The 24,376-nt window shown below is 35.4% G+C and carries 19 protein-coding genes; 14 read left to right on the forward strand and 5 right to left on the reverse strand.

Features of this window, described 5'->3' with window-relative positions:
• The first annotated feature begins 62 nt into the window (after nucleotides 1-62).
• Both ACTXGU_RS15040 and argH read left to right on the forward strand, forming a co-directional pair.
• Nucleotides 63-1,271, forward strand: a complete 1,209-nt coding sequence (locus ACTXGU_RS15040; RefSeq protein ID WP_443482342.1) for an argininosuccinate synthase — start codon at nucleotides 63-65, stop codon at nucleotides 1,269-1,271.
• Nucleotides 1,268-2,650 (forward strand): argininosuccinate lyase, encoded by a 1,383-nt coding sequence (gene argH / locus ACTXGU_RS15045; RefSeq protein ID WP_443482343.1) that lies wholly within the window; start codon nucleotides 1,268-1,270, stop codon nucleotides 2,648-2,650. Before ACTXGU_RS15040 ends, argH begins: the two co-directional genes overlap by 4 nt.
• A 114-nt stretch (nucleotides 2,651-2,764) precedes the next feature.
• On the opposite strand, the gene ACTXGU_RS15050 is transcribed toward argH, so the two are convergent.
• Nucleotides 2,765-3,211: a universal stress protein gene (locus ACTXGU_RS15050; RefSeq protein ID WP_443482344.1), complete on the reverse strand. Its 447-nt coding sequence runs from the start codon at nucleotides 3,209-3,211 to the stop codon at nucleotides 2,765-2,767.
• 111 nt (nucleotides 3,212-3,322) lie between these two features.
• Between ACTXGU_RS15050 and ACTXGU_RS15055 the strand changes: the two genes are divergently transcribed.
• Entirely contained in the window at nucleotides 3,323-3,472 is a 150-nt protein-coding gene (locus tag ACTXGU_RS15055) for a hypothetical protein (RefSeq protein WP_443482345.1), read from the forward strand.
• 168 nt (nucleotides 3,473-3,640) lie between these two features.
• Here ACTXGU_RS15055 and ACTXGU_RS15060 read toward each other — a convergent pair whose 3' ends face one another.
• Nucleotides 3,641-4,738 (reverse strand): M24 family metallopeptidase, encoded by a 1,098-nt coding sequence (locus tag ACTXGU_RS15060; RefSeq protein ID WP_443482346.1) that lies wholly within the window; start codon nucleotides 4,736-4,738, stop codon nucleotides 3,641-3,643.
• Between the two features lie 560 nt (nucleotides 4,739-5,298).
• Between ACTXGU_RS15060 and ACTXGU_RS15065 the strand changes: the two genes are divergently transcribed.
• The 3 genes from ACTXGU_RS15065 to ACTXGU_RS15075 all read left to right on the forward strand — a co-directional run bounded on the left by ACTXGU_RS15065 (nucleotide 5,299) and on the right by ACTXGU_RS15075 (nucleotide 8,598).
• Complete coding sequence (locus ACTXGU_RS15065) at nucleotides 5,299-5,544, forward strand: hypothetical protein (protein WP_443482347.1); 246 nt, start codon at nucleotides 5,299-5,301, stop codon at nucleotides 5,542-5,544.
• Nucleotides 5,545-5,863: 319 nt separating this feature from the next.
• Complete coding sequence (locus ACTXGU_RS15070) at nucleotides 5,864-7,186, forward strand: DRTGG domain-containing protein (protein ID WP_443482348.1); 1,323 nt, start codon at nucleotides 5,864-5,866, stop codon at nucleotides 7,184-7,186.
• Between the two features lie 476 nt (nucleotides 7,187-7,662).
• Nucleotides 7,663-8,598 carry a DHH family phosphoesterase gene (locus tag ACTXGU_RS15075; protein WP_443482349.1) on the forward strand — a complete coding sequence of 312 codons (936 nt, stop codon included), beginning with the start codon at nucleotides 7,663-7,665 and terminating at the stop codon, nucleotides 8,596-8,598.
• Between the two features lie 257 nt (nucleotides 8,599-8,855).
• Here ACTXGU_RS15075 and ytrI read toward each other — a convergent pair whose 3' ends face one another.
• Both ytrI and ACTXGU_RS15085 read right to left on the reverse strand, forming a co-directional pair.
• Nucleotides 8,856-9,365: a sporulation membrane protein YtrI gene (gene ytrI / locus ACTXGU_RS15080; RefSeq protein ID WP_443482350.1), complete on the reverse strand. Its 510-nt coding sequence runs from the start codon at nucleotides 9,363-9,365 to the stop codon at nucleotides 8,856-8,858.
• Nucleotides 9,366-9,698: a YtrH family sporulation protein gene (locus ACTXGU_RS15085; protein ID WP_443482351.1), complete on the reverse strand. Its 333-nt coding sequence runs from the start codon at nucleotides 9,696-9,698 to the stop codon at nucleotides 9,366-9,368.
• Nucleotides 9,699-9,908: 210 nt separating this feature from the next.
• Here ACTXGU_RS15085 and dnaE point away from each other — a divergent pair, with 210 nt between their 5' ends.
• The 8 genes from dnaE to ACTXGU_RS15125 all read left to right on the forward strand — a co-directional run bounded on the left by dnaE (nucleotide 9,909) and on the right by ACTXGU_RS15125 (nucleotide 22,723).
• Complete coding sequence (gene dnaE / locus ACTXGU_RS15090) at nucleotides 9,909-11,915, forward strand: DNA polymerase III subunit alpha (RefSeq protein ID WP_443482352.1); 2,007 nt, start codon at nucleotides 9,909-9,911, stop codon at nucleotides 11,913-11,915.
• Nucleotides 11,916-12,671: 756 nt separating this feature from the next.
• Nucleotides 12,672-14,528, forward strand: coding sequence for a group II intron reverse transcriptase/maturase (ltrA, locus tag ACTXGU_RS15095; RefSeq protein ID WP_443482363.1), 1,857 nt, complete (start codon nucleotides 12,672-12,674; stop codon nucleotides 14,526-14,528).
• A gap of 125 nt (nucleotides 14,529-14,653) precedes the next feature.
• A complete protein-coding gene (locus ACTXGU_RS15100; protein ID WP_443482353.1) occupies nucleotides 14,654-16,060 on the forward strand; it encodes a helix-hairpin-helix domain-containing protein in 1,407 nt (468 codons plus the stop codon).
• A 412-nt stretch (nucleotides 16,061-16,472) separates the two neighbouring features.
• Complete coding sequence (accD, locus tag ACTXGU_RS15105) at nucleotides 16,473-17,342, forward strand: acetyl-CoA carboxylase, carboxyltransferase subunit beta (RefSeq protein ID WP_443482354.1); 870 nt, start codon at nucleotides 16,473-16,475, stop codon at nucleotides 17,340-17,342.
• Nucleotides 17,336-18,289: an acetyl-CoA carboxylase carboxyl transferase subunit alpha gene (accA, locus tag ACTXGU_RS15110; RefSeq protein ID WP_443482355.1), complete on the forward strand. Its 954-nt coding sequence runs from the start codon at nucleotides 17,336-17,338 to the stop codon at nucleotides 18,287-18,289. Before accD ends, accA begins: the two co-directional genes overlap by 7 nt.
• 667 nt (nucleotides 18,290-18,956) lie before the next feature.
• Nucleotides 18,957-19,922 (forward strand): 6-phosphofructokinase, encoded by a 966-nt coding sequence (gene pfkA / locus ACTXGU_RS15115; RefSeq protein ID WP_443482356.1) that lies wholly within the window; start codon nucleotides 18,957-18,959, stop codon nucleotides 19,920-19,922.
• Nucleotides 19,923-20,037: 115 nt separating this feature from the next.
• Complete coding sequence (pyk, locus tag ACTXGU_RS15120; protein ID WP_443482357.1) at nucleotides 20,038-21,798, forward strand: pyruvate kinase; 1,761 nt, start codon at nucleotides 20,038-20,040, stop codon at nucleotides 21,796-21,798.
• A 535-nt stretch (nucleotides 21,799-22,333) separates the two neighbouring features.
• A complete protein-coding gene (locus ACTXGU_RS15125) occupies nucleotides 22,334-22,723 on the forward strand; it encodes an FxsA family protein (RefSeq protein ID WP_443482358.1) in 390 nt (129 codons plus the stop codon).
• Nucleotides 22,724-23,006: 283 nt separating this feature from the next.
• On the opposite strand, the gene ytvI is transcribed toward ACTXGU_RS15125, so the two are convergent.
• On the reverse strand, nucleotides 23,007-24,131 hold the full coding sequence (gene ytvI, locus ACTXGU_RS15130; RefSeq protein ID WP_443482359.1) for a sporulation integral membrane protein YtvI: 1,125 nt from the start codon (nucleotides 24,129-24,131) through the stop codon (nucleotides 23,007-23,009).
• Nucleotides 24,132-24,376: the final 245 nt, after the last annotated feature.

The following is a 24,376-nucleotide window of genomic DNA, read 5'->3' on the forward strand; positions in this document are numbered from 1 at the left end:
GTTTTTGAATAAAAATATAAATTAATGAATATTTATTCGTATATATAGGAGGAACACAAATAATGGCAAATCCAAAAATAGTTTTAGCGTATTCAGGTGGATTAGATACATCAGTGGCAATTAAATGGCTTCAGGATCAAGGGTATGATGTAGTAGCATGCTGCCTTGACGTAGGCGAAGGAAAAGACTTGGACTTTGTTCAGAAAAAAGCATTATCTGTTGGAGCAGTATCATCACACGTTATTGATGCAAAAGAAGAGTTTGCACAAGACTTTGCGTTAGTATCTTTACAAGCACATACTTTATATGAAGGAAAATATCCATTAGTATCTGCATTGTCAAGACCACTAATTGCAAAAAAACTAGTGGAAGTTGCGGAACAAGAAAATGCAGTAGCAGTTGCACATGGATGTACAGGAAAAGGAAACGACCAAGTACGTTTTGAAGTATCCATCCAAGCATTAAATCCAAACTTGCAAGTATTAGCTCCAGTACGTGAGTGGGGCTGGTCACGTGAAGAAGAAATTGAATATGCAAAACAAAAAGAAATTCCAATTCCAATCAACTTAGATAGCCCATTCTCTATCGACCAAAATTTATGGGGCCGTGCGAATGAGTGTGGAATATTAGAAGATCCTTGGGCTGCTCCTCCGGAAGAAGCATATGAATTAACAGCTAGCCTAGAGAATACACCAGATACTGCTGATGTAATCGAAATTGATTTTAAAGAAGGGGTACCTGTAAGCATTGACGGCATTCCATACAAATTATCTGATTTAATTTTGGAATTAAACAAAATTGCAGGAAAACACGGTATTGGAAGAATTGACCATGTAGAGAATCGTCTTGTAGGAATTAAATCTCGTGAAGTATACGAGTGTCCTGCTGCTATGACATTAATTAAAGCACATAAAGAATTAGAAGATATTACATTGGTGAAAGAAGTAGCACACTTCAAACCGGTTATTGAGAAAAAGCTAACAGAGATAATCTATGATGGCCTTTGGTTCTCCCCAATTACAAAAGCATTGCAGGCTTTCTTAAAAGAAACACAAAAGAACGTAACAGGAACAGTTCGCGTGAAATTATTTAAAGGTCATGCTATTATTGAAGGAAGAAAATCTCCATATTCTCTATATGATGAGAAATTGGCAACTTACAGCTCAGAGGATGAGTTTGATCATTCAGCGGCTGTTGGATTTGTTCAATTATGGGGTCTTCCAACAAAAGTTCAAAGTATTGTGGAAAACAACAAGAAGGTGACAGTGTGAAAAAATTGTGGGGCGGCAGATTTACAAAATCTGCAGAGGAATGGGTAGATGAATTCGGCGCATCCATTCCTTTCGATCAAGAATTAGTGCTGGAAGATATAGAAGGGAGCATTGCCCATGTGACAATGCTTTCTAAAACCGGCATTTTAACAGCAGAAGAAGCCGAAAAAATCAAAAGCGGTTTGCTTACATTAAAAGAAAAGGCAGAAAAAGAGGAATTGTCTTTTTCCGTTAAACTTGAAGATATTCATTTGAATTTAGAAAGCCAACTGACAGATTTAGTTGGTCCTGTCGGTGGAAAGCTTCATACGGGCAGAAGCCGCAACGATCAGGTTGCTACGGATATGCATTTATATTTGCGCAGACAAGTAAAAGTCATTCTTTCTTACATAGAAGAGCTTCAAAATGCGCTGATTAAAAAGGCAGAAGAAAATGTGGAAACGATTATGCCTGGCTATACTCATTTACAAAGAGCACAGCCTATTTCGTTTGCCCATCATTTAATGGCATATTTTTGGATGTTTGAAAGAGATAAGAGTCGATTGCAGGAGAACTTAAAAAGAATTAATGTTTCGCCACTTGGTGCTGGGGCATTAGCAGGGACAACCTTCCCAATCGACCGCATGTATAGTGCTGAATTAATGGAGTTTGATTCTATTTATGAAAACAGTATGGATGCTGTAAGTGATAGGGACTTTATTTTAGAATTTTTATCAACAAGTTCGATTTTAATGATGCATTTATCTCGTTTTAGCGAAGAAATTATTTTATGGTCAAGCCAGGAATTTAAGTTTATTGATCTAGATGACAGCTTCTCAACAGGAAGCAGCATTATGCCGCAGAAAAAGAATCCAGATATGGCTGAGCTGATTCGCGGTAAAACTGGTCGTGTCTATGGAAACTTAATGGGTCTTCTAACGGTGTTGAAAGGTTTGCCGCTTGCGTATAATAAAGATATGCAAGAAGATAAAGAAGGTATGTTTGATACAGTTAAAACGGTTACTGGTTCATTAAAAATCTTTGCTGGCATGATTGAAACGATGAAAGTTAATACGGATGTAATGGAACAGTCTACTAAAAATGACTTCTCCAATGCAACGGAATTAGCAGATTATCTATCAGATAAAGGTATGCCATTCCGTGAAGCACATGAGGTTGTTGGAAAACTTGTTTTATATTGTGTAAATAAAAATTGTTATTTAAGCGACTTATCTTTAGCTGAATTTAATGATGCAAGTGAGTTGTTTGAGGATGATATTTATCATGTATTAAATCCAGTTACGGCTGTTCAACGTAGAAACAGTGCTGGTGGTACAGGCTTTGAACAAATTAAACTAGCAATTGCGAAAGCAAAGGCATGTGTAAACAACAGTAAATAATAAAAAAGGGTAACCTAATAGGCTTGTTTTCACTTACTTTCCGTTTGGAAAAATAAAGGTGATGTTTAAGCAATTAGGTACCCTTTTTGTTTGTAAAGAAGTGGATATGTTAAATTATTTCTTATCGCTGCGAACAATAAGTACATCACATGGTGCATTTCTTGTAATTCCTTCTGAAACGCTTCCAATAATGAATCGCTCAACAGCATTTAAACCAGTAGCACCGCATACAATTAAATCAGCATTCATTTTTTTAGCAATATTTTTTGAAATGATTACTTTAGGTGATCCGAACTCGATTATTTTTTTTACATTGGAAATGCCTGCTAGTTTAGCAAATTCCATATATTTATCAATTAATTCATTGGCATATTCATCTGCTTTTGTGGCAATTTCTTGATCGTACGCAGCAACAGCTGCAAATGAGCGAGTATCGATGACATGTACAATTACAATGGCTGCATTATTATCTTTTGCTAAAACAACCGCTTTATTAAACGCTTTTTCCGCTTCTAGTGAACCATCAACAGCAACAAGTATATTTTCATAATGTAAGCTCATTTTAAGAAACCTCCTTTATGTATATATTATATAATATATAACTGAACATGCATAATCTTTCCTTGCTCATGAGAGAATAAAAAAGAATTTATATTAGGAGGATTACATGGAATGAATCGTAAAGATGAAAATAAAACAGTTAGTGGCACATTCGAGGGAAATGGAACAGATGAAGTAATCGCTCAAGTGAAGGAAGCGTATAATGATGGAGCGATTGACCAAGCAGTTCCAACGAAAACAGACAATAACAAAAAAGCATAAGAGTGACTCAAAAGTAAACGGAGCCTCCAATGGTTAGATATATCAACATTGGAGGCTCCGTTTTTTTCAGAATGCTGCTTCATGTTAAAGCAAGCAGTTTCTTTTCCTTAGAGCGCTGACACTAAAAGTTTTGTATAACCTTTTTGAGTCACCTTCACGCATTAGATTTTATAGTATTTGCAGCTCTTTCGGGAATTTAGTTAATATTTCTACGCCATCTTTTGTCACATATACATCGTCTTCAATTCTAACGCCTGCAATATTCGGCACATATATTCCAGGTTCAATCGTAAACACCATTCCTTCTTGAAGCACTAATGGATTTGTTTCTGTCAGGGAAGGAAATTCATGTACGCTAATACCCAGACCATGCCCTAAACGATGAGGAAAGTATTCTCCATATCCTCCATTGCGAATGGCTTGTCTCGCAGCCAGGTCAACCGTTTTGCAGGCTACACCAGGTTTTGATGCTTCAATTGCCGCAAGCTGTGCTTTAAGAACTGTATCATAAATTTCTTTTTGTTGATCGCTGACCTCTCCATAAGCAACGGTTCTTGTAATATCAGAACAATAGCCGTCTACTACAACACCTAGATCAAACAGAACAAAATCTCCTTTTTGAATGGGTGTGTCCCCTGGGTTGCCATGAGGAGATGCTCCGTTTTTCCCTGTAAGAACCATTGTAGAAAAAGACATTTTCGCAATCCCTTTTTTCTTTAATTCATATTCAACAGCAGCCAGGACTTGCATTTCTGTTTTCCCTTCTGCAATTTCACTACACCCAACTTCTATCGCATAATCAGCCCATTTGCATGCTTCGCGTATGTAAGAAAGTTCTTTTTCTGTTTTCACCATGCGCAGCTGATTGACTTTTTCTTCTGCAGAAATAAATTGTTTTATAGAAGGAAAACCGCTGCGAAGAGATTCGTATCTGCTTACATTCATATGATCTTTTTCCACTGCAACTTTTTTTACAGTATGTGTTTTAGCAGTAATCTTCTGGTGGATAGCTTCCCATGGATTTTCTATATCACTATAGCCGATAATGTCATATTTCCATCCAGCATTTTTAGCATCATTTTTTTCCATAGCAGGACAAATTAAAATTGGCTGCTCTTGAGGAAATAAAATTAATGCTAGTAATCGTTCATGTGGATCACTATAAAACCCGCTAAAATAAAAAATATTATCGGTGGAAGTTAAAAAGGTAAAATCTATTTCTTCTTCCATCATCCAATTTCCTATTAGTTTAAATTGTTCTTCCATATAAAATTACCTCCAAAAATAGTTTGTTTTATCTTATTGCCTCTGTTAATCGATAATGTTGTTTTTAAGAAGAGAATCTGCGAGACTCCTGCGGAAAAACGAGCTGGAAAGCCCCTTTTGACAGAGTTTATTTTCAGGGTAGACACCCATGCAACAAAATTTGCACCATGGCACATGGAAAGAAGCAGTCTCCACATTTATAGCGCAGAGCAGCGTGAATACACGAAGACTCCTGCGGGAAAGCGAGACAGACGAGACCCTGCAGGAGCGTAGCGACGAAGCGGCTCGGCGCTCGCTAAGCAAGAAGCGTAGTGTATTCACGCTGCGGAACTTCTTTTCAGGGTAGGCTATTTTAAAAGACACTTATTTAGTTCGAACAATAATTCTCAGTAAGAACGATAGGAAAAATTTTTCTAATCTATTGATTTATATGTTTTATCTATTTAGATTATCAACATATAACAGACTTGTAAACATTTGAGAGGCGAAATACTTTTCGCTTAGACATTTTTATTCGTTGTCCGCATAAAATGGGAATAATAGAGGAAGGAGGAAATAGTATGAATAAAAATAGATATTTATTATGTTTGTTATTATGTGGAGTACTTCTATATTATGGAGTTCCAAGACTGGCACCATATAATGATGGTTTGGCTGGTGTTTTCTCCCTCAGCTGGCTAGCATTTGCGCTTATGGTGATAGCAGGGAATTTAACCGCTATTTTATATACACCAAAAAATAAGCAGCAACCAAATAAAAAAATCAACAAGATGCAAAAGAGAAAAAAGGTTCGTTATTATCAGTAGAAGTAGTGGACAGGACAAATAATACACGAATGTTATTATTCATAAAAACTCCCATGAAGAACGAGTACGCGTCTCCATGGGAGTTTTCTGTGTAAAGAAATTTTCTTTACGTATATTTTTTTGTTTTCCTTACTTGAGAAAAGATAAGTAATTGAATCCGGCGCATATAGACTCTATAATAAAGATAATAATTGTGTTTTTATTTGTGTTGGATTTAAAAAGTAACAGATACATAATTATAAAAAGTACAGAATTTTCAATCTGAATTTTTAATTAAGTAATTGCTTTTGTATTGGAAATAAAAATGAGGGTGAACGTTTTGGCTACTAAACATGAACAAATATTAAGTTATATTGATGAATTGCAAGTTGGTGAAAAGATTTCTGTAAGGCAAATAGCCAAAGCGCTGAGTGTAAGTGAGGGAACTGCATATCGCGCGATTAAAGAGGCTGAAAATAAGGGATATGTAAGCACTATTGAACGAGTTGGTACCATTCGTATTGAAAGAAAAAAGAAAGAAAATATCGAAAAGCTAACCTACGCAGAAGTCGTTAATATTGTCGATGGACAAGTTCTTGGTGGAAAAGCAGGCTTACATAAAACATTAAACCGTTTTGTCATTGGTGCAATGAAACTAGATGCTATGATGCGCTACACTGGTGCAGGAAATTTATTAATTATCGGAAATCGTGTTCGTGCACATGAGCTTGTTTTAAAAGCAGGGGCAGCAGTATTAATTACTGGCGGTTTCGATACAGAAGATCATATCAAACGGTTGGCTGATGATTTGCAACTTCCCGTCATTTCAACTAGCTATGATACTTTTACAGTTGCAGCAATGATTAATCGAGCGATTTTTGATCAATTAATAAAAAAAGAAATCGTACTTGTTGAAGATATATTAACTCCGTTAGAGGATACAGTCTATTTAAGAATAATGGATAAAGTAGAGGATTGGCATAAGCTTAATCAGGAGACATTACATGGAAGGTTTCCAGTTGTAGATCAAAATATGAAAGTACAAGGGATGATCACTTCCAAGGATATCATTGGAAAATCCAATGATCTATCTATTGATAAGATTATGACAAAACAACCGATGACTGTAAGCGGGAAGACGAGTGTGGCTTCCTGTTCCCATATGATGGTATGGGAAGGAATTGAAATGCTTCCTGTTGTAGATGAAACAAATCATTTAGTTGGGATTATAAGCAGACAAGATGTATTAAAAGCACTGCAGATGAATCAGAGGCAGCCGCAAACAGGCGAAACAATTGATGATATTGTGACAAACCAGCTGGTATTAACAAAAGGAAAAGCAAAAGGGGAAAATTCTTTTACGTGTGAAGTCACCCCACAAATGACTAATCATATTGGAACTATTTCGTATGGAGTATTTACTACTATCGTCACAGAAGCAGTAAACAGAGTGTTAAGAGGAGGATATAAAAAAGGAGACCTTGTCGTCGAAAACATGACCATCTACTTTATCAAACCAGTTCAGATGGACAGTGTCATTGAAATTTTCCCGAAAATTTTAGAAGTTGGAAGAAAGTTTGGAAAAGTGGATGTGGAAGTATTTAACCAAGACGTTCTCGTAGGCAAGGCAATGATGATGTGCCAATTGATTGATAGAAATTAAGAAAAGCGGAAGCGCCTTGAATAGACCCGAAGAAAAATGTTCTCTTGGCTCAAAAGTGCATTTTACTTTTAGAGACAAGAGGTTATCTTTCACAGGGGCTAGGCGCTGAAGCTAGACAAAGAAAAGCGGAAGCGCCTTGAATAGACCCGAAGAAAAATGTTCTCTTGGCTCAAAAGTGCACTTTACTTTTGGCTGTTTCGTATAGATTGTTGCTTTTAAACCCGCAGCCCGAATACACTTCGCTTTCCGTGGGCGAGCGTCGAGCCTCCTCGTGTGGGGTCTCGTCTTTCTCGCATTCCCACAGGAGTCTACGTGTATTCAGTCTGCTGAGTACATAAAAACAACAAACTCGGAGAAAACAGCCTTACTTTTAGAGGCAAAGGGTTATTTTTCACAAGGGTTAGGCGCTGGAGCTAGACAGTTATCTAACTAGAAACATAAAAATTTTTATACTTTAAAGTGGACAGGAGAAAAATATGAAACAAAATATACTCGATGCTATAAAAAAATACGAAACAATCATAATTCATAGACATATTCGCCCAGATCCAGATGCATATGGATCACAAGGTGGACTAGCGGAAATCATTAAAGCATCATTTCCGACTAAAAAAGTATACACAGTTGGTAAAGAAGAAACGTCCTTACATTTTTTAAGAAGACTAGATGTAATAGAAGATAGTGAATATACAAATGCATTAGTGATTGTTTGTGATACTGCCAACCAAGACAGAGTATGTGATAAAAGATATACAACAGGAGACATGCTAATTAAAATAGACCATCATCCAAATGATGATGCATATGGTGATCTTGTCTGGGTAGATACGTCTGCAAGTTCTACTAGTGAATTGATTTACGAGTTTTATTTATTTGGCAAAGAACAAGGGTTAATATTAAATGATGAAGCAGCGAGGCTGTTATATGCAGGAATTGTAGGAGACACGGGTAGATTTTTGTACCCGAGTACAACAGAAAAAACGTTCAGTTACGCTGGAGATCTAATTAATTATGATTTCTCCAGAACAGATATATATAATCAAATGTATGAGCTAGACCCGAATGTGATTAAATTAAGTGGATATGTGCTGCAAAATTTTGTGATGGTGGAAAGTGGCGTAGCATATATGGCGATAAAAAAAGAAATATTAAATCAATTTGAGGCAACACCTTCTCAAGCTTCTATGCTTGTTGGAAATTTAGGAAACATTAAAGGTGTTAAAGTATGGGTATTCTTTATTGAAGAAGAAGACCAAATCAGAGTAAGATTCCGTTCAAAAGGACCAATAATTAATGTTATTGCCAAGAAGTATAATGGAGGCGGGCATCCGCTGGCATCAGGAGCAAGTATAACGGATTGGGATACCGTTCCTTCTATTATTAGTGATTTGGAAGAAATTTGTAAAAAATAATAAAAAGAGGAGTAGAAAATGTAATAATTGCAGAAACTTTAGGCTGATCGAAAACGTTTGTATTTCGAGGCGTGAAGCTTTGGGAGGAGCGGCGGGCAACAGGATGTTGGTCAGAACGATGTTGTCACAGGACGTGACGTAATTAGTCGTTCATCCTCTTTTTCCTGGTAATGAGCATCCGAGCAAGGCGAACAACGAAGAAATCGAGCGTTTCTCGACAGCCAAAGAGGAGTGGAATCATCATGCTACTCCTCTTTTTAGTCTGCAAAAGCTACACTAATTTCGATATAAACAGTCGTGTAAATAAATAATTCGGTTACTTTAAACTTATAGCGTTTGCCGTCTGAAAGGATGACTTTGTTTTCAATCGATTTTTTTAATAATTCTCTGCTTTTAAACACTTGATCCATATCTTTAGCAATAATGGTGCTAAGATCATCTTTTATAGATACTTCCATTTCATGTACACTTACAGGATTGATATCATATCTTTTTTTATCTTTACTATTAATTTTTACTATTAAATCTTGGATAGTTAATTTTTCCTCTGTGTTTTTATTTAAGTTTGAAAATTCTTTTTGCCAAATATCTTTTTCATTTTCTAGCTCGGCAATGGTATCTTTTTGCGCTTTTAATTCTTTGCTGTACCGTTCTTGCCACACGCCAAACATAAATAAAAAAATGCACCAGCTGATTAAACCTCCAATGACCATTCCAGCAAAAAAACGTTGAAATGCTGGGCTCTTATACAATGGTGGAACTCTCATTTATATATACTCCTGTGTAATCCATTTAATTAGGGTTGCGCCTGTTTGTGCACCACCAAATGCAGAAACGATCAATAAAATTTGTTTAAAGAGATCTTTTGTGGCAGCATCCAACAATCCTTTTTCAAAGCTGTATATCGTATCAAATGTCCCGCCAATTGCGGTTACAATAGCCCAAATCCTGATCATATCTGATATTCGATGAACTTCTGTAAGCAGCGGTTTACCTGTCAGAAAAGCTGCAAGCCCACCAACAAGTGTTCCTCCTACCATTACGCCGAGAGCAATAAAATAACTTTCAATAAAAGATGAAAAAAATGGCTGTTGATTCATTTTATTTAACCTCACATTTTTGGATAATGATCTTACTTCATCATATGGACAAACATCCTTAAATATGAATTATTTGCTAAGTTAAGAAGGGAAATGAGAACGTATTTTCTTTTTTCTTTTAAACCTACTATAATAGTAAGAAAACGAATGTTATTCTAATAAAAATTAATTTTTTTTATAAATGAGCCAAGATATAGGGTGGTGAAAATAATGTCATTTGTTCATTTGCAAGTTTCTAGTGCGTTTAGTCTTCTTTCCAGTACAGCTTCTATTAAACAATTAGTAACTGAAGCTAAAAATAGGGGCTATAAAGCAGTTGCACTAACAGATCGCAATGTTATGTATGGGGCAGCCTCCTTTTATAAGGAATGTCTAAATATAGGGATAAAGCCTATCATTGGATTGACGGTAGATGTCATTAGTGAAGACAACGAGCAAGCGAACCCGCTCGTATTACTGGCAAAAAACAATATTGGCTTCCAGCAGCTTCTGAAAATTTCCAGCGCTATTCAAACAAAAAATCCAAAAGGGATTCCTATCAAGTGGTTGAAACATTATTCGGAAGGATTATTTGCAATAACGCCTGGAAGAGAAGGAGAAATAGAACAATCTTTATTAGCAGAAGATTATACTCATGCTAAAAATATCGTTCATTTGTATAAAAATATATTTGCTCCAGGTCACTTTTTTCTAACGATTCAAAACCATGAGATTTCGCAACAAAATGTATTAAATGACCGTATTTTAAAGCTAGCCGAACAAGAACAGGTGAAAAGAGTAGCGGCAAATAATGTTTTATATGCGAATCAAGAGGATCATTTTGCTCATAGATGTTTAACAGCATTAAAAAATGGAATGAAATTAGCTGACATACATAAGGATGAATGGGATACAGATCAGTATTATTTAAAAGATAAAGTGGAAATGCTTGAACTATTTTCAAGTGATCCAGATGTGTTAGAAAATACGTGGAATCTTGCGGACAGCTGCAACATAGAAATGGATAAACAAATAACCGGGTTGCCAAAATATCCTGTTCCAACAGAAAAAACGGCGCAAAAGTATTTGGAAGAATTGTGCCAGCGAGGATTAATGGAAAGGTATGGACAACCAACAAGCGAACATATCGAACGTCTTCGTTATGAACTGAAAATCATTAATAAAATGGATTATAGTGATTATTTTTTAATCGTTTGGGATTTTATGAAATATGCAAGAGAAAATGATATTTTAACAGGCCCTGGAAGAGGTTCAGCTGCCGGTTCTATTGTTGCTTATGTTTTGTATATAACAGATGTTGATCCAATCAAATACCATTTATTATTTGAACGTTTTCTAAACCCTGAACGGATTACGATGCCGGATATTGATATTGACTTTCCAGATGTTAAACGAGAAAAAGTAATAGAATATGTAAAAAATAAATATGGAGAGTTGCATGTTGCTCAAATTATTACATTTGGAACGCTTGCTGCGAAGGCATCGTTAAGAGATGTAGGACGTGTTTTCGGTTTATCGATGCAGGAATTAGAAGGATTGTCTCGTTCTATTCCATCTAAAATAGGAATTACCTTAAAGCAAAGTATAAAACAATCTCAAAGTTTGCAAACCTTTGTCGCAGAGTCACCAAGAAACCAAACAATCTTTGAAACTGCTTGCAAACTGGAAGGGTTGCCGCGCCATACTTCTACACACGCTGCTGGGGTAGTATTAAGCGAACAGCCGCTAATTCAGATTATCCCTATCCAATCAGGTCATGAAAATATTTATTTAACGCAATACAGCATGGAGTATTTGGAAGAGCTGGGACTATTAAAAATGGATTTTTTAGGGTTGAGAAATCTTTCTTTAATAGAGTCAATCATAGATATTATTTTTCGTGTGACGAAGCAAAAAATATCCATTAAAGAAATTCCACTTGATGATCCGGCCGTTTATCAGTTATTAAGCAGTGGAGAAACAACCGGAATATTCCAGTTAGAATCTGATGGAATGAGAAATGTATTAAAAAAATTACAACCTACAGAATTTGAAGACATTGTAGCAGTAAATGCACTTTATCGTCCTGGTCCAATGGAAAATATTCCGTTGTATATTAATAGAAAGCATGGAAAAGAACCAATTCATTACTATCACGATGACTTAAAAGATATTTTAGAGAGTACGTACGGGGTTATTGTATACCAAGAACAAATCAGTGTGACACGTTTCGCATAAGGAATACATCCGAAAAGCGACATACCTATAAAAGGTAGAGAACTTATAACTTGAAGTTAGGAATGATAGGGTAACGCCTTGAAACTAACTCCCTAATACTCCAACATGGGATAAAATTTTAGGGATTTTATCTTATGAAGCTTGGTGAAGTCGGCAGAAGCAACCTAAGTCAAGAAAGATACAAGTAAAGATTGGTACAAAAGTGGCTAGAGCCCACCTGTCAGGAAAGTATTAAGTAATCGATATGGTTCGTGATATGCCGGGGGTCTACAAAATACTCATGGTGAGAATGTTTATTTATAAAAACTGACGAACTTCCGAATGTAAGTGTCTAAAGTTCTAGATAGTCGAAAGGCTATTACCACTTTAAATGTGGGGTTAGTGAGGTAGAGTAAAAGTTGATTTTATGAAATACCTTATAGTGTTACAGGCACTATCGAAGCTAACAGGCGCAAAGGAAGCACCTAAAAGTATATGTAAAGATAAAGTTATGGGAACGTGGAAAGCTTAGAACGTGGAGAAATCCTAATTTCGATGAAACGGTAATAAGGAAAAGCTTAAAGCTATAACTTATTTTAATCTAAGTGAAAGTAGTGCCACAGTACCGAAGAAACCATGATAATAAGTGGTGGAGGGATAGGCACAAGTCAAGAGTTAAATTCAAAAGTTATAATAAGGTAATCAGAGGTTCGAGTAAGACTAAGAGAGGTAATCCACCTTGAGTGAAAACTCAAAGGAGGTACACCGACTTTGACAATGAATGTAGAAGAAAAGGCTTTGAAAAAGGGTTCGCTTAGATTCAATGAGTACTATGATATCCAAAGTGTATACGATAATCTTTATAAGGATTCTCAACAAGGTAAAGATTTTAAAGGGATTATGGAAATAATAACTAGTCGAGAAAACATTTTGGTAGCATATAGGAAAATAAAATCAAATAAAGGAAGTCTAACAGCGGGTTGTAATAAGAAAACGATTAAGGACTTAACAAAATTTAATCCTGAGGAAATTGTGGAATATGTTAGAAAGAGACTTAGTAACTATCATCCCCATAGAGTAAGAAGAGTTCTAATTCCTAAAGCAAATGGAAAACAAAGACCTTTAGGGATACCAACGATAGAAGATAGGATAATACAGCAATGTATAAAACAAGTACTTGAACCAATATGTGAAGCTAAATTCTATGATTATTCATTTGGATTTAGACCAAACAGAAGTACCAAACATGCAATTGCGAGATGTTATCACCTAATGCAAAGAAGTTATTTGCATTACGTAGTGGATATAGATATAAAAGGATTCTTCGACAATGTAAATCATGGAAAACTGCTTAAACAGATTTGGAGTATGGGAATCAAGGATAAAAGATTGATTTCTATTATCTCGAAAATGTTAAAGGCAGAAATTGTTGGAGAAGGAATCCCTAATATAGGAACTCCTCAAGGAGGAATCTTATCGCCTCTTCTATCAAATATCGTTCTTAATGAACTCGACTGGTGGATAAATTCACAATGGGATGGATTAAAAACTAAACATCAATATAGTTGCTCAATTGCAGTAAACAGAGCTTTAAGTAAAACAGGATTAAAGGAAATGCATATCGTTCGATATGCAGATGACTTTAAAATCTTTTGCAGAACTCTAACAGAGGCAAGAATAATCAAAGCAGCAACAACAAAATGGTTAAAAGAAAGATTATTCTTGGAGATAAGTGAGGAAAAATCCAATATAGTTAACCTTAAAAAGAACTATTCAGAATTTCTTGGATTCAAAATGAAAGTAGTTCGTAAAGGGACAAAATGGAGTGCACACAAAAAGAGTAGCAAAGATAAATTTACTGTAAAGTCGATAATGAATGATAAAGCATTGAGCAAATCTATCGAAAAAGTCAAATCGGTTGTAAAACAAATACAACATGGTAAACCAAAAGAATTGTCAAAGAATATAGGAATATATAATGCGACAATAAGTGGTTTACACAACTATTACAATGCCGCGTCTCACGTGAGTAAAGATTTTCATAAAGTGGATTACCTTACTTTAAATATTAGGAGAAATCGCTTTAAAGACATTGAAACACCATCTGGGACAATGAGTAAATTTATTAAAGATAATTACGGTGAGAGCAAAGGAATTCATTACTTATGTAGTCAAGCAATAATACCAATTGCTAAAATATCACATAAGGCTCCAATGCAATTCAAAAAGGAAATATGCAATTACACTGTCAGGGGAAGAGCACTAATACATCAATCATTAAATTATGACATTCAAAGAAAGATTCAATATCTAATGAAAACCCCAGTACTAAGTGAAAGCATAGAGTACAATGACAACCGATTATCCTTATTCTCAGCCCAAAATGGTAAGTGTGGAATATCAAACGAAATATTAGATATTGGTGAAATACAATGTCATCATAAGAAGCCTAGAAAATTAGGCGTGGATGACAAATACCAAAACCTAATAATAGTAAGAGCGAAAATTCACAGGTTAATTCATTCAACAAATCCTGAAAAGATAAAAGAATTGTTATATGAATTAAACCTTAAAGAAGAACAAATTCGAAAAGTAAACAAACTTAGAAGAAAATGTGGATTAGAAGCGATATAATTTAATATTTAAAGCCTTACATTCTCAAATCATTGAAAACCTTATTAGATAATAAATGAATTCAAATCTTGATGGAACGCCGTATGAGGTGAAAGTCTCACGTACGGTGTGGAGTGGGGGAAAAGTTGGAGATAACATCAAATACTTACCTATCACTATTGCAAATTGCATCGAAAATGGCCGGTTTTTCCCTGGGGGAAGCAGATCTTTTAAGAAGAGCAGTGAGTAAAAAGCAAAAAGCGGTGCTGGATAAAGAAAGAGTTCATTTTGTAAAAGGGGCAAAAGCAAAAGGATATAAAGAACAAACGGCAAACGAAATTTATGAATTAATTGTTCGGTTTGCGGATTACGGTTTTAATAGAAGTCATGCAGTAGCATACAGTATGATTGCGTATCAGCTTGCGTATTTAAAAGCAAAATATCCGCTTTTTTTTATGTCATCCTTATTAACAGCAGCAATCGGCAATGACAAAAAGATACAGCAGTATATACAAGAGTTAAAGCAGATGGGAATGGAAATGTCCCTTCCTTCGATTAACAAAAGCAGCTATTCTTTTTTAGTGGAAAAAAACACGCTTATTTTTAGTTTGGCAGCAATAAAAGGGATTGGGAACAACGTTTTAAAAGAAATAGTAAAGGTTCGAAAACAACGAAAATTTGAAGATTTATTCGATTTTTGTTTGCGAGTTTCACCGAAAATTGTCAATCGAAAAATAATCGAAACACTTATTTATTCTGGCAGCTTTGATGAATTTGGCATAGATAGGGCAACTTTGCTAGCGACCGTTGATGTTGCGATCCAACATGCTCAACTTGTCCACCCAGAGGAATTAAATGAGGAAGATTTATTTGGAGAAGATGATTTCTTTTTTAAACCAAAATATGTGGAAGTGGAAAAAATGCAGGTGGAAGATAAATTATCTTATGAAAAAGCTGCATTAGGATTGTATTTATCGGATCATCCTGTTTCCGTTTACCAAAAATACGCTTCAACCTTAAACAGCACTCCATTAGCTAGCATGAAAATTGGTCCTAAGCAGCGTGGAATTGTATACTTGACAGAAATAAAAGGAATTCGAACAAAAAGAGGGGAGGAAATGGCATTTCTTTCTCTTTCTGATCAAAGTGGTGACAGCCAAGCGGTCGTTTTTCCATCTGTTTATAAAAAAATACGCTCTATGATAAAAAAAGGAGAAACGATACTAATAGATGGAAAAATGGAGGAAAGGAACGGGAATAAACAATTTATCATCCAAGAAGTTTGGAAAATGGAGGAGACTGTCCAATCACTTCCCAAAAAACCACATAAGTTATACATAAAGATAATTAGTGAAAAAGAAACAGATAGCATAAAACACCAGCTGATAAGCATTCTTAAGAATTATCCTGGCAGCAGTCCAGTGATTATACACTACGTTCAATCGTCAAAAACGATTCAACTGCACAATGAATTTAATATTTCTCCAACCAAAGATTGTCTGGATATATTAATCGATTTATTAGGTTCAAATAATGTTATCTTATCTGATTAACTTTACAACTTGGTAAAGTTGTTATATTGTTTAATAGGTCAAAATTAGTGGAAATACTGAATGTGTACAAAAAGGTTAAAGAAAAATATAATGAAAATATTATAATAGATTGAAGACAAGATAACAGTTATAAACTTTTTAAGGTTATCACAAATAGATATTTTTCGAGGCACAAGTTCTGGTCAGGAAAGTTTTGATAATGATCTTTTCAAGAAGACGGTGCAATGAAGAAAGCGAACGTTCGCCGGCAGACAGATATAAATCAATCATAAAAAAGTGAAATATACTTTCGCTAAAATGATTCTATTATACAGGTTATGCCGGGAACAATATCAATGAATTACGATTCCTAGAAGCGAGTGCTCAAAAAGGTAACAAATATGGATTGCAAAAAGACGGGGAGGCTTCCACATTGATTAAGGAAATTTTTTCGAAATCGAAAAAAAAGAAATATGCAACAATCCCATCTGCTTCAACAAAAAATGAAGTGCCAGAAGGGATTATGACAAAGTGTCCAAAATGTAATAAAATCATGTACACAAAAGAATTACAAAAAAACGATAAAGTTTGTTTAAACTGTGGCTATCATCTACCAATGACAAGCTTTGAAAGAATTAATAGCATTTTAGATGAATCCACCTTTAACGAAATAAACAGCCAAATAAAACCAGGCAATCCATTACAGTTTCCTGGTTATGAAGATAAGATAGCTGGAGATCAAAAAAAGACAAAACTTAACGAAGCAGTTGTAACAGGAACAGGACAAATTAACGGTATTCAAGTTGTAATAGCTGTTATGGATTCTTCCTTTCGAATGGGCAGCATGGGATCCGTTGTTGGCGAAAAAATTACATTAGCAATCGAAAAAGCAAATGAACTTTCCCTTCCATTTATCATTTTTACCGCTTCCGGCGGTGCAAGGATGCAAGAAGGAGTGCTAAGTTTAATGCAGATGGCGAAGACAAGCATCGCACTAAAAAAGTTTAGTGATAATGGCGGCTTGTATATTACTGTCATGACTCATCCAACAACAGGTGGGGTTTCTGCAAGTTTTGCCTCATTAGGAGATTATAATTTTGCGGAACCAGGAGCATTAATTGGATTCGCGGGTAGAAGAATAATTGAACAAACAATTAAGGAAGAGCTGCCTGAAGATTTCCAAACTGCAGAATTTTTATTAAAACATGGACAATTAGATGCAGTAATCCCCCGTACAGACATGAAGAAAAAATTATTTTCTGTATTAGATATGCATCAAGCAGGTGGTGAATTAGAATGGTAGGACTAGATTTTGACAAGCCAATTATGGAATTAAAGGATAAAATTAAAGAACTAAATGAATTTTCCGTCAAAGCGAATGTTGATTTATCAGCTGAAATAGAAAAGCTGGAAACACGACTTGCAAAGCTGGAAAAAGATATTTATGAAAATATGAAGCCTTGGGATAGAGTACAAATTGCGAGGCATCCGAATAGACCAACAACACTTGATTACATTTCTTATTTATTTACAGATTTCTTTGAAGTGCATGGAGATCGTACTTTTGGTGATGATGAAGCAATTGTTGGCGGAATTGCTAAGTTTAAAGAGCTGCCGATAACAGTTATTGGCCATCAAAGAGGGAAAGATACGAAAGAAAATATTCGTAGAAACTTTGGAATGCCCCACCCAGAAGGATATCGTAAAGCGTTGCGATTAATGAAGCAGGCAGATAAATTTAAGCGACCTATTGTTTGTTTTATTGATACAAAGGGAGCATATCCAGGAAAAGCAGCAGAAGAACGTGGACAAAGTGAAGCAATCGCAAGAAACTTGTTTGAAATGGCTTCTTTACAAGTTCCTGTTGTATGTATTGTAATTGGTGAAGGAGGAAGTGGAGGAGCATTGGCTCTTGGTGTAGGCAACCATATTCATATGCTTGAGAACTCTACTTTCTCCGTTATTTCTCCAGAAGGCGCCGCTTCTATTCTTTGGAAAGATGCAAACCAAGCAAAACAAGCTGCTGAGAAAATGAAGATTACAGCCCCCGATTTAAAAGAGCTCGGTATCATCGATGAAATTATTACAGAAGTAAAAGGCGGAGCACACCACAACGTAAAAGAACAGGCAGAAGAAATCGAGAAAGTACTGTTTGATTCGTTGAAATTATTACGAAGCAAAACAACAGAAGAGTTAGTAGAGCAGCGTTACAAAAAATTTAAAAGCATGGGGAAATACTTACTTAGTTAGTATTGAACACATACTTTAATATAAAAAGAAAACATGAGGTTTTTTAAATGAGAAAATAATTATTTAAAAGCCTCTTTTTCATGTGATAAGAAAGTATAAAATTTTTTCAACTTAGACGAGTGTCTAGCTACAGCGCCTAGCCCCTGTGAAAGATAACCTCTTGTCTCTAAAAGTAAAAGACACTTTTTGAGCCAAGAGAACATTTTTCTTCGGGGCTGAACAAGGCGCTTCCGCTTTTCTTAAGTTTTTTCAATAAATTTTTGCCAATACATAATAAATGGCAAAGAGTATATGTTAAACTATATGTTGGATAAAAAATAATAGCTAGTAGCATGAAAAATAGGAGTGAAGGAAAAAATAAGCATGTTAAAATGATAAAACGGTTGCATTTACCTGATTATTCCGTGTTTTATTTTTTTTTCAGATTAAGTTGTGATAGATTTATCTTCGTGATATGTTAGAATTGTTATGGAAAAAAAGATAGTATGGATGGGAAGAAATAGGGTTTTTGCCGGTTTTTCATTTTGTGTTACTAATTAATGGGAATAAGTATCTTTTATTATGTAATATTTGTGACAAATGTTGCAGAAAGATAGTTTGTTATATAATTTAGTATATGTACATTACTACATAATGGTTTTGCATTAATTTGTATGAGGTGATTTCAATGACAGTAAAAAGAATTGGCGTATTAACAAGTGGTGGAGATGCACCGGGAATGAATGCTGCAGTTAGAGCAGTAGTTAGAAAAGCGATTTATCATGATATCGAAGTTTATGGGGTAATTGGAGGTTACGCAGGACTTATCAGCGGTAATTTCCAAAAATTAGAAGTTGGGTCTGTAGGGGATATTATTCACCGTGGCGGAACATTCCTATTCTCGGCAAGATGCGAAGAATTTAAAACAAAAGAAGGTCAGCAAAAAGGAATCGAACAGCTGAAAAAACATGAAATTGATGGACTTGTTGTTATTGGCGGAGACGGTTCTTATATGGGTGCGAAGGCCCTTACTGAACAAGGTTATCCATGTGTTGGAGTTCCAGGGACAATTGACAATGATATTCCGGGAACTGAACTGACAATCGGATTTGACACTGCTCTTAACACGGTAATTGATGCAATTGATAAAATACGTGATACAGCAACTTCACATGAAAGAACATTTATTATTGAAGTAATGGGAAGAAACGCTGGAGATATTGCACTTTGGTCAGGACTTGCTGGCGGTGCTGAGACTATTCTGATTCCAGAAGAAGACCATAATATAGAAGAAGTGATTTCACGCTTGAAAAAAGGTCAAGAAAGAGGAAAAAAACATAGTATTATTGTCGTGGCAGAAGGTGTCAACAGCGGCGTGGAAATTGGAAAACAAATTGAAGCAAGCACTGATTTTGATACACGTGTGTCTGTTTTAGGACATATGCAGCGTGGAGGATCACCTACTGCAGCTGACCGAGTACTTGCAAGCCGTTTAGGTGCATATGCTGTCGAACTTCTTGTTGAAGGAAAAGGTGGACGAGCAGTTGGGATAGAAAAAAATGAATTGGTGGACTATGATATTATCGAAGCGCTAAGTCGCAAACATACAATTGATAATAACTTATATCGTCTATCAAAAGAGCTTTCAATCTAATATATTATTAGTGAAGGAACTCGGATTGGGTAGACAGTTGTTATGCAAAGGCTTCTTCCTAATTTGAGTTCTTAAAATGAGAAGAAATTATCTAAAAAATTGGAGGGCATTTTAAATGCGTAAGACAAAAATAGTTTGTACAATTGGTCCTGCTAGTGAAAGTATTGAAAAATTAACTAAATTAATGGAAGCTGGAATGAACGTAGCTCGTTTAAACTTCTCACATGGTGATTATGAAGAGCATGGCGCTAGAATTAAAAGTATCCGTGAAGCAGCAGAAATTGCTGGCAAAAATATTGCCATTTTATTAGATACAAAAGGTCCAGAAATCCGTACAAACAACATGAAAGATGGCGCAATTGAATTAGAATCTGGAAAAGATATTATTATTTCCATGACAGAAGTAGAAGGAACAACAGAAAAGTTTTCTGTTACTTATACTGGTCTTATTGACGATGTTCAAGTTGGAAGTAAAATTTTATTAGACGACGGCTTAATCGGTTTAGAAGTTACAAGCATCGATAAAGCAGCAGGGGAATTACATACTAAAATTTTAAATACTGGTACATTAAAAAATAAAAAAGGTGTTAACGTACCTGGAGTTTCTGTAAACTTGCCTGGTATTACGGAAAAAGACGCAAATGATATTCGTTTTGGTATCGAACAAGGCATCGATTTTATTGCAGCATCATTTGTACGCCGTGCTTCAGATGTTTTGGAAATTAAACAATTATTAAAAGACAATAACGCATCTCATATCCATATCATTCCAAAAATTGAAAACCAAGAAGGTGTGGATAATATTAATGAAATTTTAGATGTTTCTGAAGGATTAATGGTAGCTCGTGGTGATCTTGGTGTAGAAATCCCGGCTGAAGAAGTTCCATTAGTACAAAAAATGTTAATTGAAAAATGTAATATTTTAGGGAAACCTGTTATTACTGCTACACAAATGTTAGATTCCATGCAGCGCAATCCACGTCCAACTCGTGCGGAAGCAAGTGACGTTGCTAATGCAATTTTTGATGGTTCAGACGCAATCATGCTTTCTGGAGAAACTGCTGCAGGTTTATATCCGGTTGAAGCTGTTCAAACAATGCATAATATTGCTTCAAGAGCAGAGACAGCTTTAAATAATAAAGAAATTCTTTCTAAAAGAAGCAAAGAGGTAGAACATAATATTACTGATTCTATCGGACAATCTGTTGCACACACAGCTTTAAACTTAGAAGTTAAAGCGGTTATTACACCAACAGGCAGCGGACATACAGCAAGAATGATCTCAAAATATCGTCCAAAAGCTCCAATTGTTGCGGTAACATATGATGCACATATTTTAAGACAGCTTGCATTAGTATGGGGTGTATATCCTCGTTTAAGCCATAAATCTGAATCAACAGACGAAATGTTGGATATTGCAGTACAAGAAAGTGTAAACTGCTCTATCGTAACACATGGTGACTTAGTAGTTATTACAGCTGGTCTTCCTGTTGGAGAAGCTGGTACAACAAATATCATGAAAATCCACGTTGTTGGCGATGTACTTGCAAAAGGTCAAGGAATTGGCCGCAAAACAGCTTTCGGTAAAGTAGTAGTTGCTAATACTGCTGCTGAAGCACTTGAAAAAGTTACACCAGGTTCTGTTTTAGTAACAACTGGAACAGATCGTGAAATGGTTCCAGCAATTGAAAAATGCAGTGCGTTAATTACAGAAGAAGGCGGCTTAACTAGCCATGCTGCTGTTGTTGGAATAAATCTTGGCATTCCTGTAATTGTAGGTGTTGAGAACGCAACAAGTATTTTTTCTGAGGGACAAGATATTACAGTTGATTCTCGCATCGGTACTGTTTACAGCGGACATGCAAGTGTACTTTAATTAAATTAGGCTGTTTTCTAAAAGTTTGTTGCTATTTGATTAAGATGAAAAACCTTTAAATATACTGAGCAGCCTGAATACACGTAGACTCCTGCGGGAAAAGCGAGAAAGACGAGACCCTGCAGGAGCAGAGCGACGAAGCGGCTCGGCGCTCACCCGCGGAAAGCGAAGTGTATTCAGGCTGCGGGTTAGATAGCAACAATCTATACGAAAAGAGCCTTAAATAAAAAATAGAAGGGTGTCAAATCGTTCATAATCGTATATTCTCTTAATTTTAAAGAGAATAAGGGGTGGATATGACGATTTGACACCTTTTATTTATTTTTTGGAAAGGCTGTTTTCTAAAAGTTCGTTGTTTGTGAATAAAATAATAAACATGGCTGCGAGGTAAATAACAACAATATAAAAAGAGCGTTTGGAAAATAAGTTATTAAGGATAGAATAGAGTGGTATATTTTGGCTGGTGCATACTATTTCCCTATTGCGAGAATAATCATTATAATAAAAGAGAAAGTGGTTAACTAGGGGGATGTATATGCGGTATTTTATTGTGGCGTTATTGAGTTTGCCTTTTATAGAAATAGCGGTTTTTCTTCTTTTAGGTAAATCCATAGGCATTCCTGAAACATTATTTTTTATTATTTTGACAGGTTTGATTGGTGCCTATTTATTAAAAAAGCAAGGGTTAAAAGCATATAAAAACGTACAGGAACAGCTTCGGTTTGGCCAGCTGCCAGGCGATGCTATTTTAGATGGATTATGTGTATTAGCAGGAGGATTTTTATTACTGCTGCCGGGCTTTTTAACAGACATACTAGGTGCAGTAATATTATTGCCGCCAACTAGAAAAATAATAAAACAGCTGCTAATTAAATGGATGCAGCAGAAAATCCATAAAAACAATCGAGTAAAAATCATTCATTAAAAAAGGCTGTTTTCTCAAAGTTTGTTGTTTTTTACGTAAAAATCTGTGAGAAGAAGTACTCAGCAGCCTGAATACACGTAGACTCCTGTGGGAATGCGAGAAAGACGAGACTTACGCAGAGCGTATGCGACGAGGAGGCTCGACGCTCGCTAAACGGACGAAGTGTATTCAGGCTGCGGAGTTTAAAAGCAACAATCTATACGAAAACAGCCTTAAAAAAACTAGCGGAACCCTTTAAGGGCCGCTAGTTTTTTTGAGGTAGTTATTCATTCGTATTATAAGTTTACGGTTTAATATTTTCTTTTCCGATAATATATTCCCAAATATCTTTAAAAATATTTGCTTTATGCAGTGTACTAATAATAACTAATGTAACCGGTCCGATGATAAGACCTAAAAAGCCAATTAATTTAAATCCAACAAAAAGCGAAATTAAAGTAGCTAAAGGATCAAGCCCAATACTGGAGGAAAGGATTTTAGGTTCCATTATTTGCCGTTGTACAAGAACAACAATATAAAGTACGGCTAAGCCGATTGCAAGCCCTGTTTGTCCTGAAATCACTTCATAAACAATCCATGGAACAAAAATTAGCCCAGTTCCTAAATAAGGGATTATATCAACAATTCCTGTAACGAGGGCGATCGTAATCGCATAATCTACTCGTAATATTAACAATCCAATTAAAATAATAATTGTTGTTATGGAAACAAGCGTTAATTGTGCTTTCATAAATCCTAATAATGCCTTTTTTAAATCGGAAAAAATTGTTTTGCTGCTTGTATGTATACGGTTTGGGAACAACTTTCCAAAAGTAACAGACAAGCGAGCCCAATCTTTGCTAATAAAAAATGTCGCTAATAAAGAAAAAATAATCACACTAGCTGCGTTTGGAAACCATGATAAAATAATCGGGATATTCTGAAAAAATGCTTGAATAAAATCGCCCATTTTGGTTCCGACCTGCTCGCCAACATTTTTAATATTAGCAATAATGGTATCTTGTTGACCTGTTCCCAAATTATTAAAAAGCATTGCAATTCGATTGTAGAGAGGAATAATCTGATCTGTAAAAATAGTTTCTAAATATTCAATAATAGTATTAATATGACGGGGGACAACACTGGCTAAATAGGCAGCACCAACAACTATTTCAGCAATTAATAAAGTGATTAATCCTGCAAAAAAGGATAAGATACAAATGATGCTAATCAAAACAGAGAAGGATCTTGGCAGCTTACATTTAAACTGAAAAAAATTCACTAATGGATTCATAAAAAATGCAATTAAAAAGCCAATAATAAAAGGATAAGTAATCTTGGATAAATAGTAGAAGCTAACTAATAATACTATTGTAAGTCCGATAACAAATAAAAATCGTAAAAATCGGTGTACATATATTGGATTCAAAAATAACCCTCCTACTTATCGAAACGAATTAAAAAAGAATACTATACACATTATAGTCGAGATAGAGGGTGAATACCAAAAATATCCTGATGAGAGCGGAGAAAACGTCGGGATCGTATATTATTTAACTCAAACTTCCCAGTTATAAATTCCTCTTCATGTATTTCCATAACTTGGTTTAGAGCAATTAGAAAAGGGTGATTGATTAGTCTTTTAGGATGTTTTTTTGCAAACATTATTCCTTA

This window comes from Niallia sp. 01092, assembly GCF_052318935.1.
GTDB lineage: Bacteria > Bacillota > Bacilli > Bacillales > Cytobacillaceae > Niallia.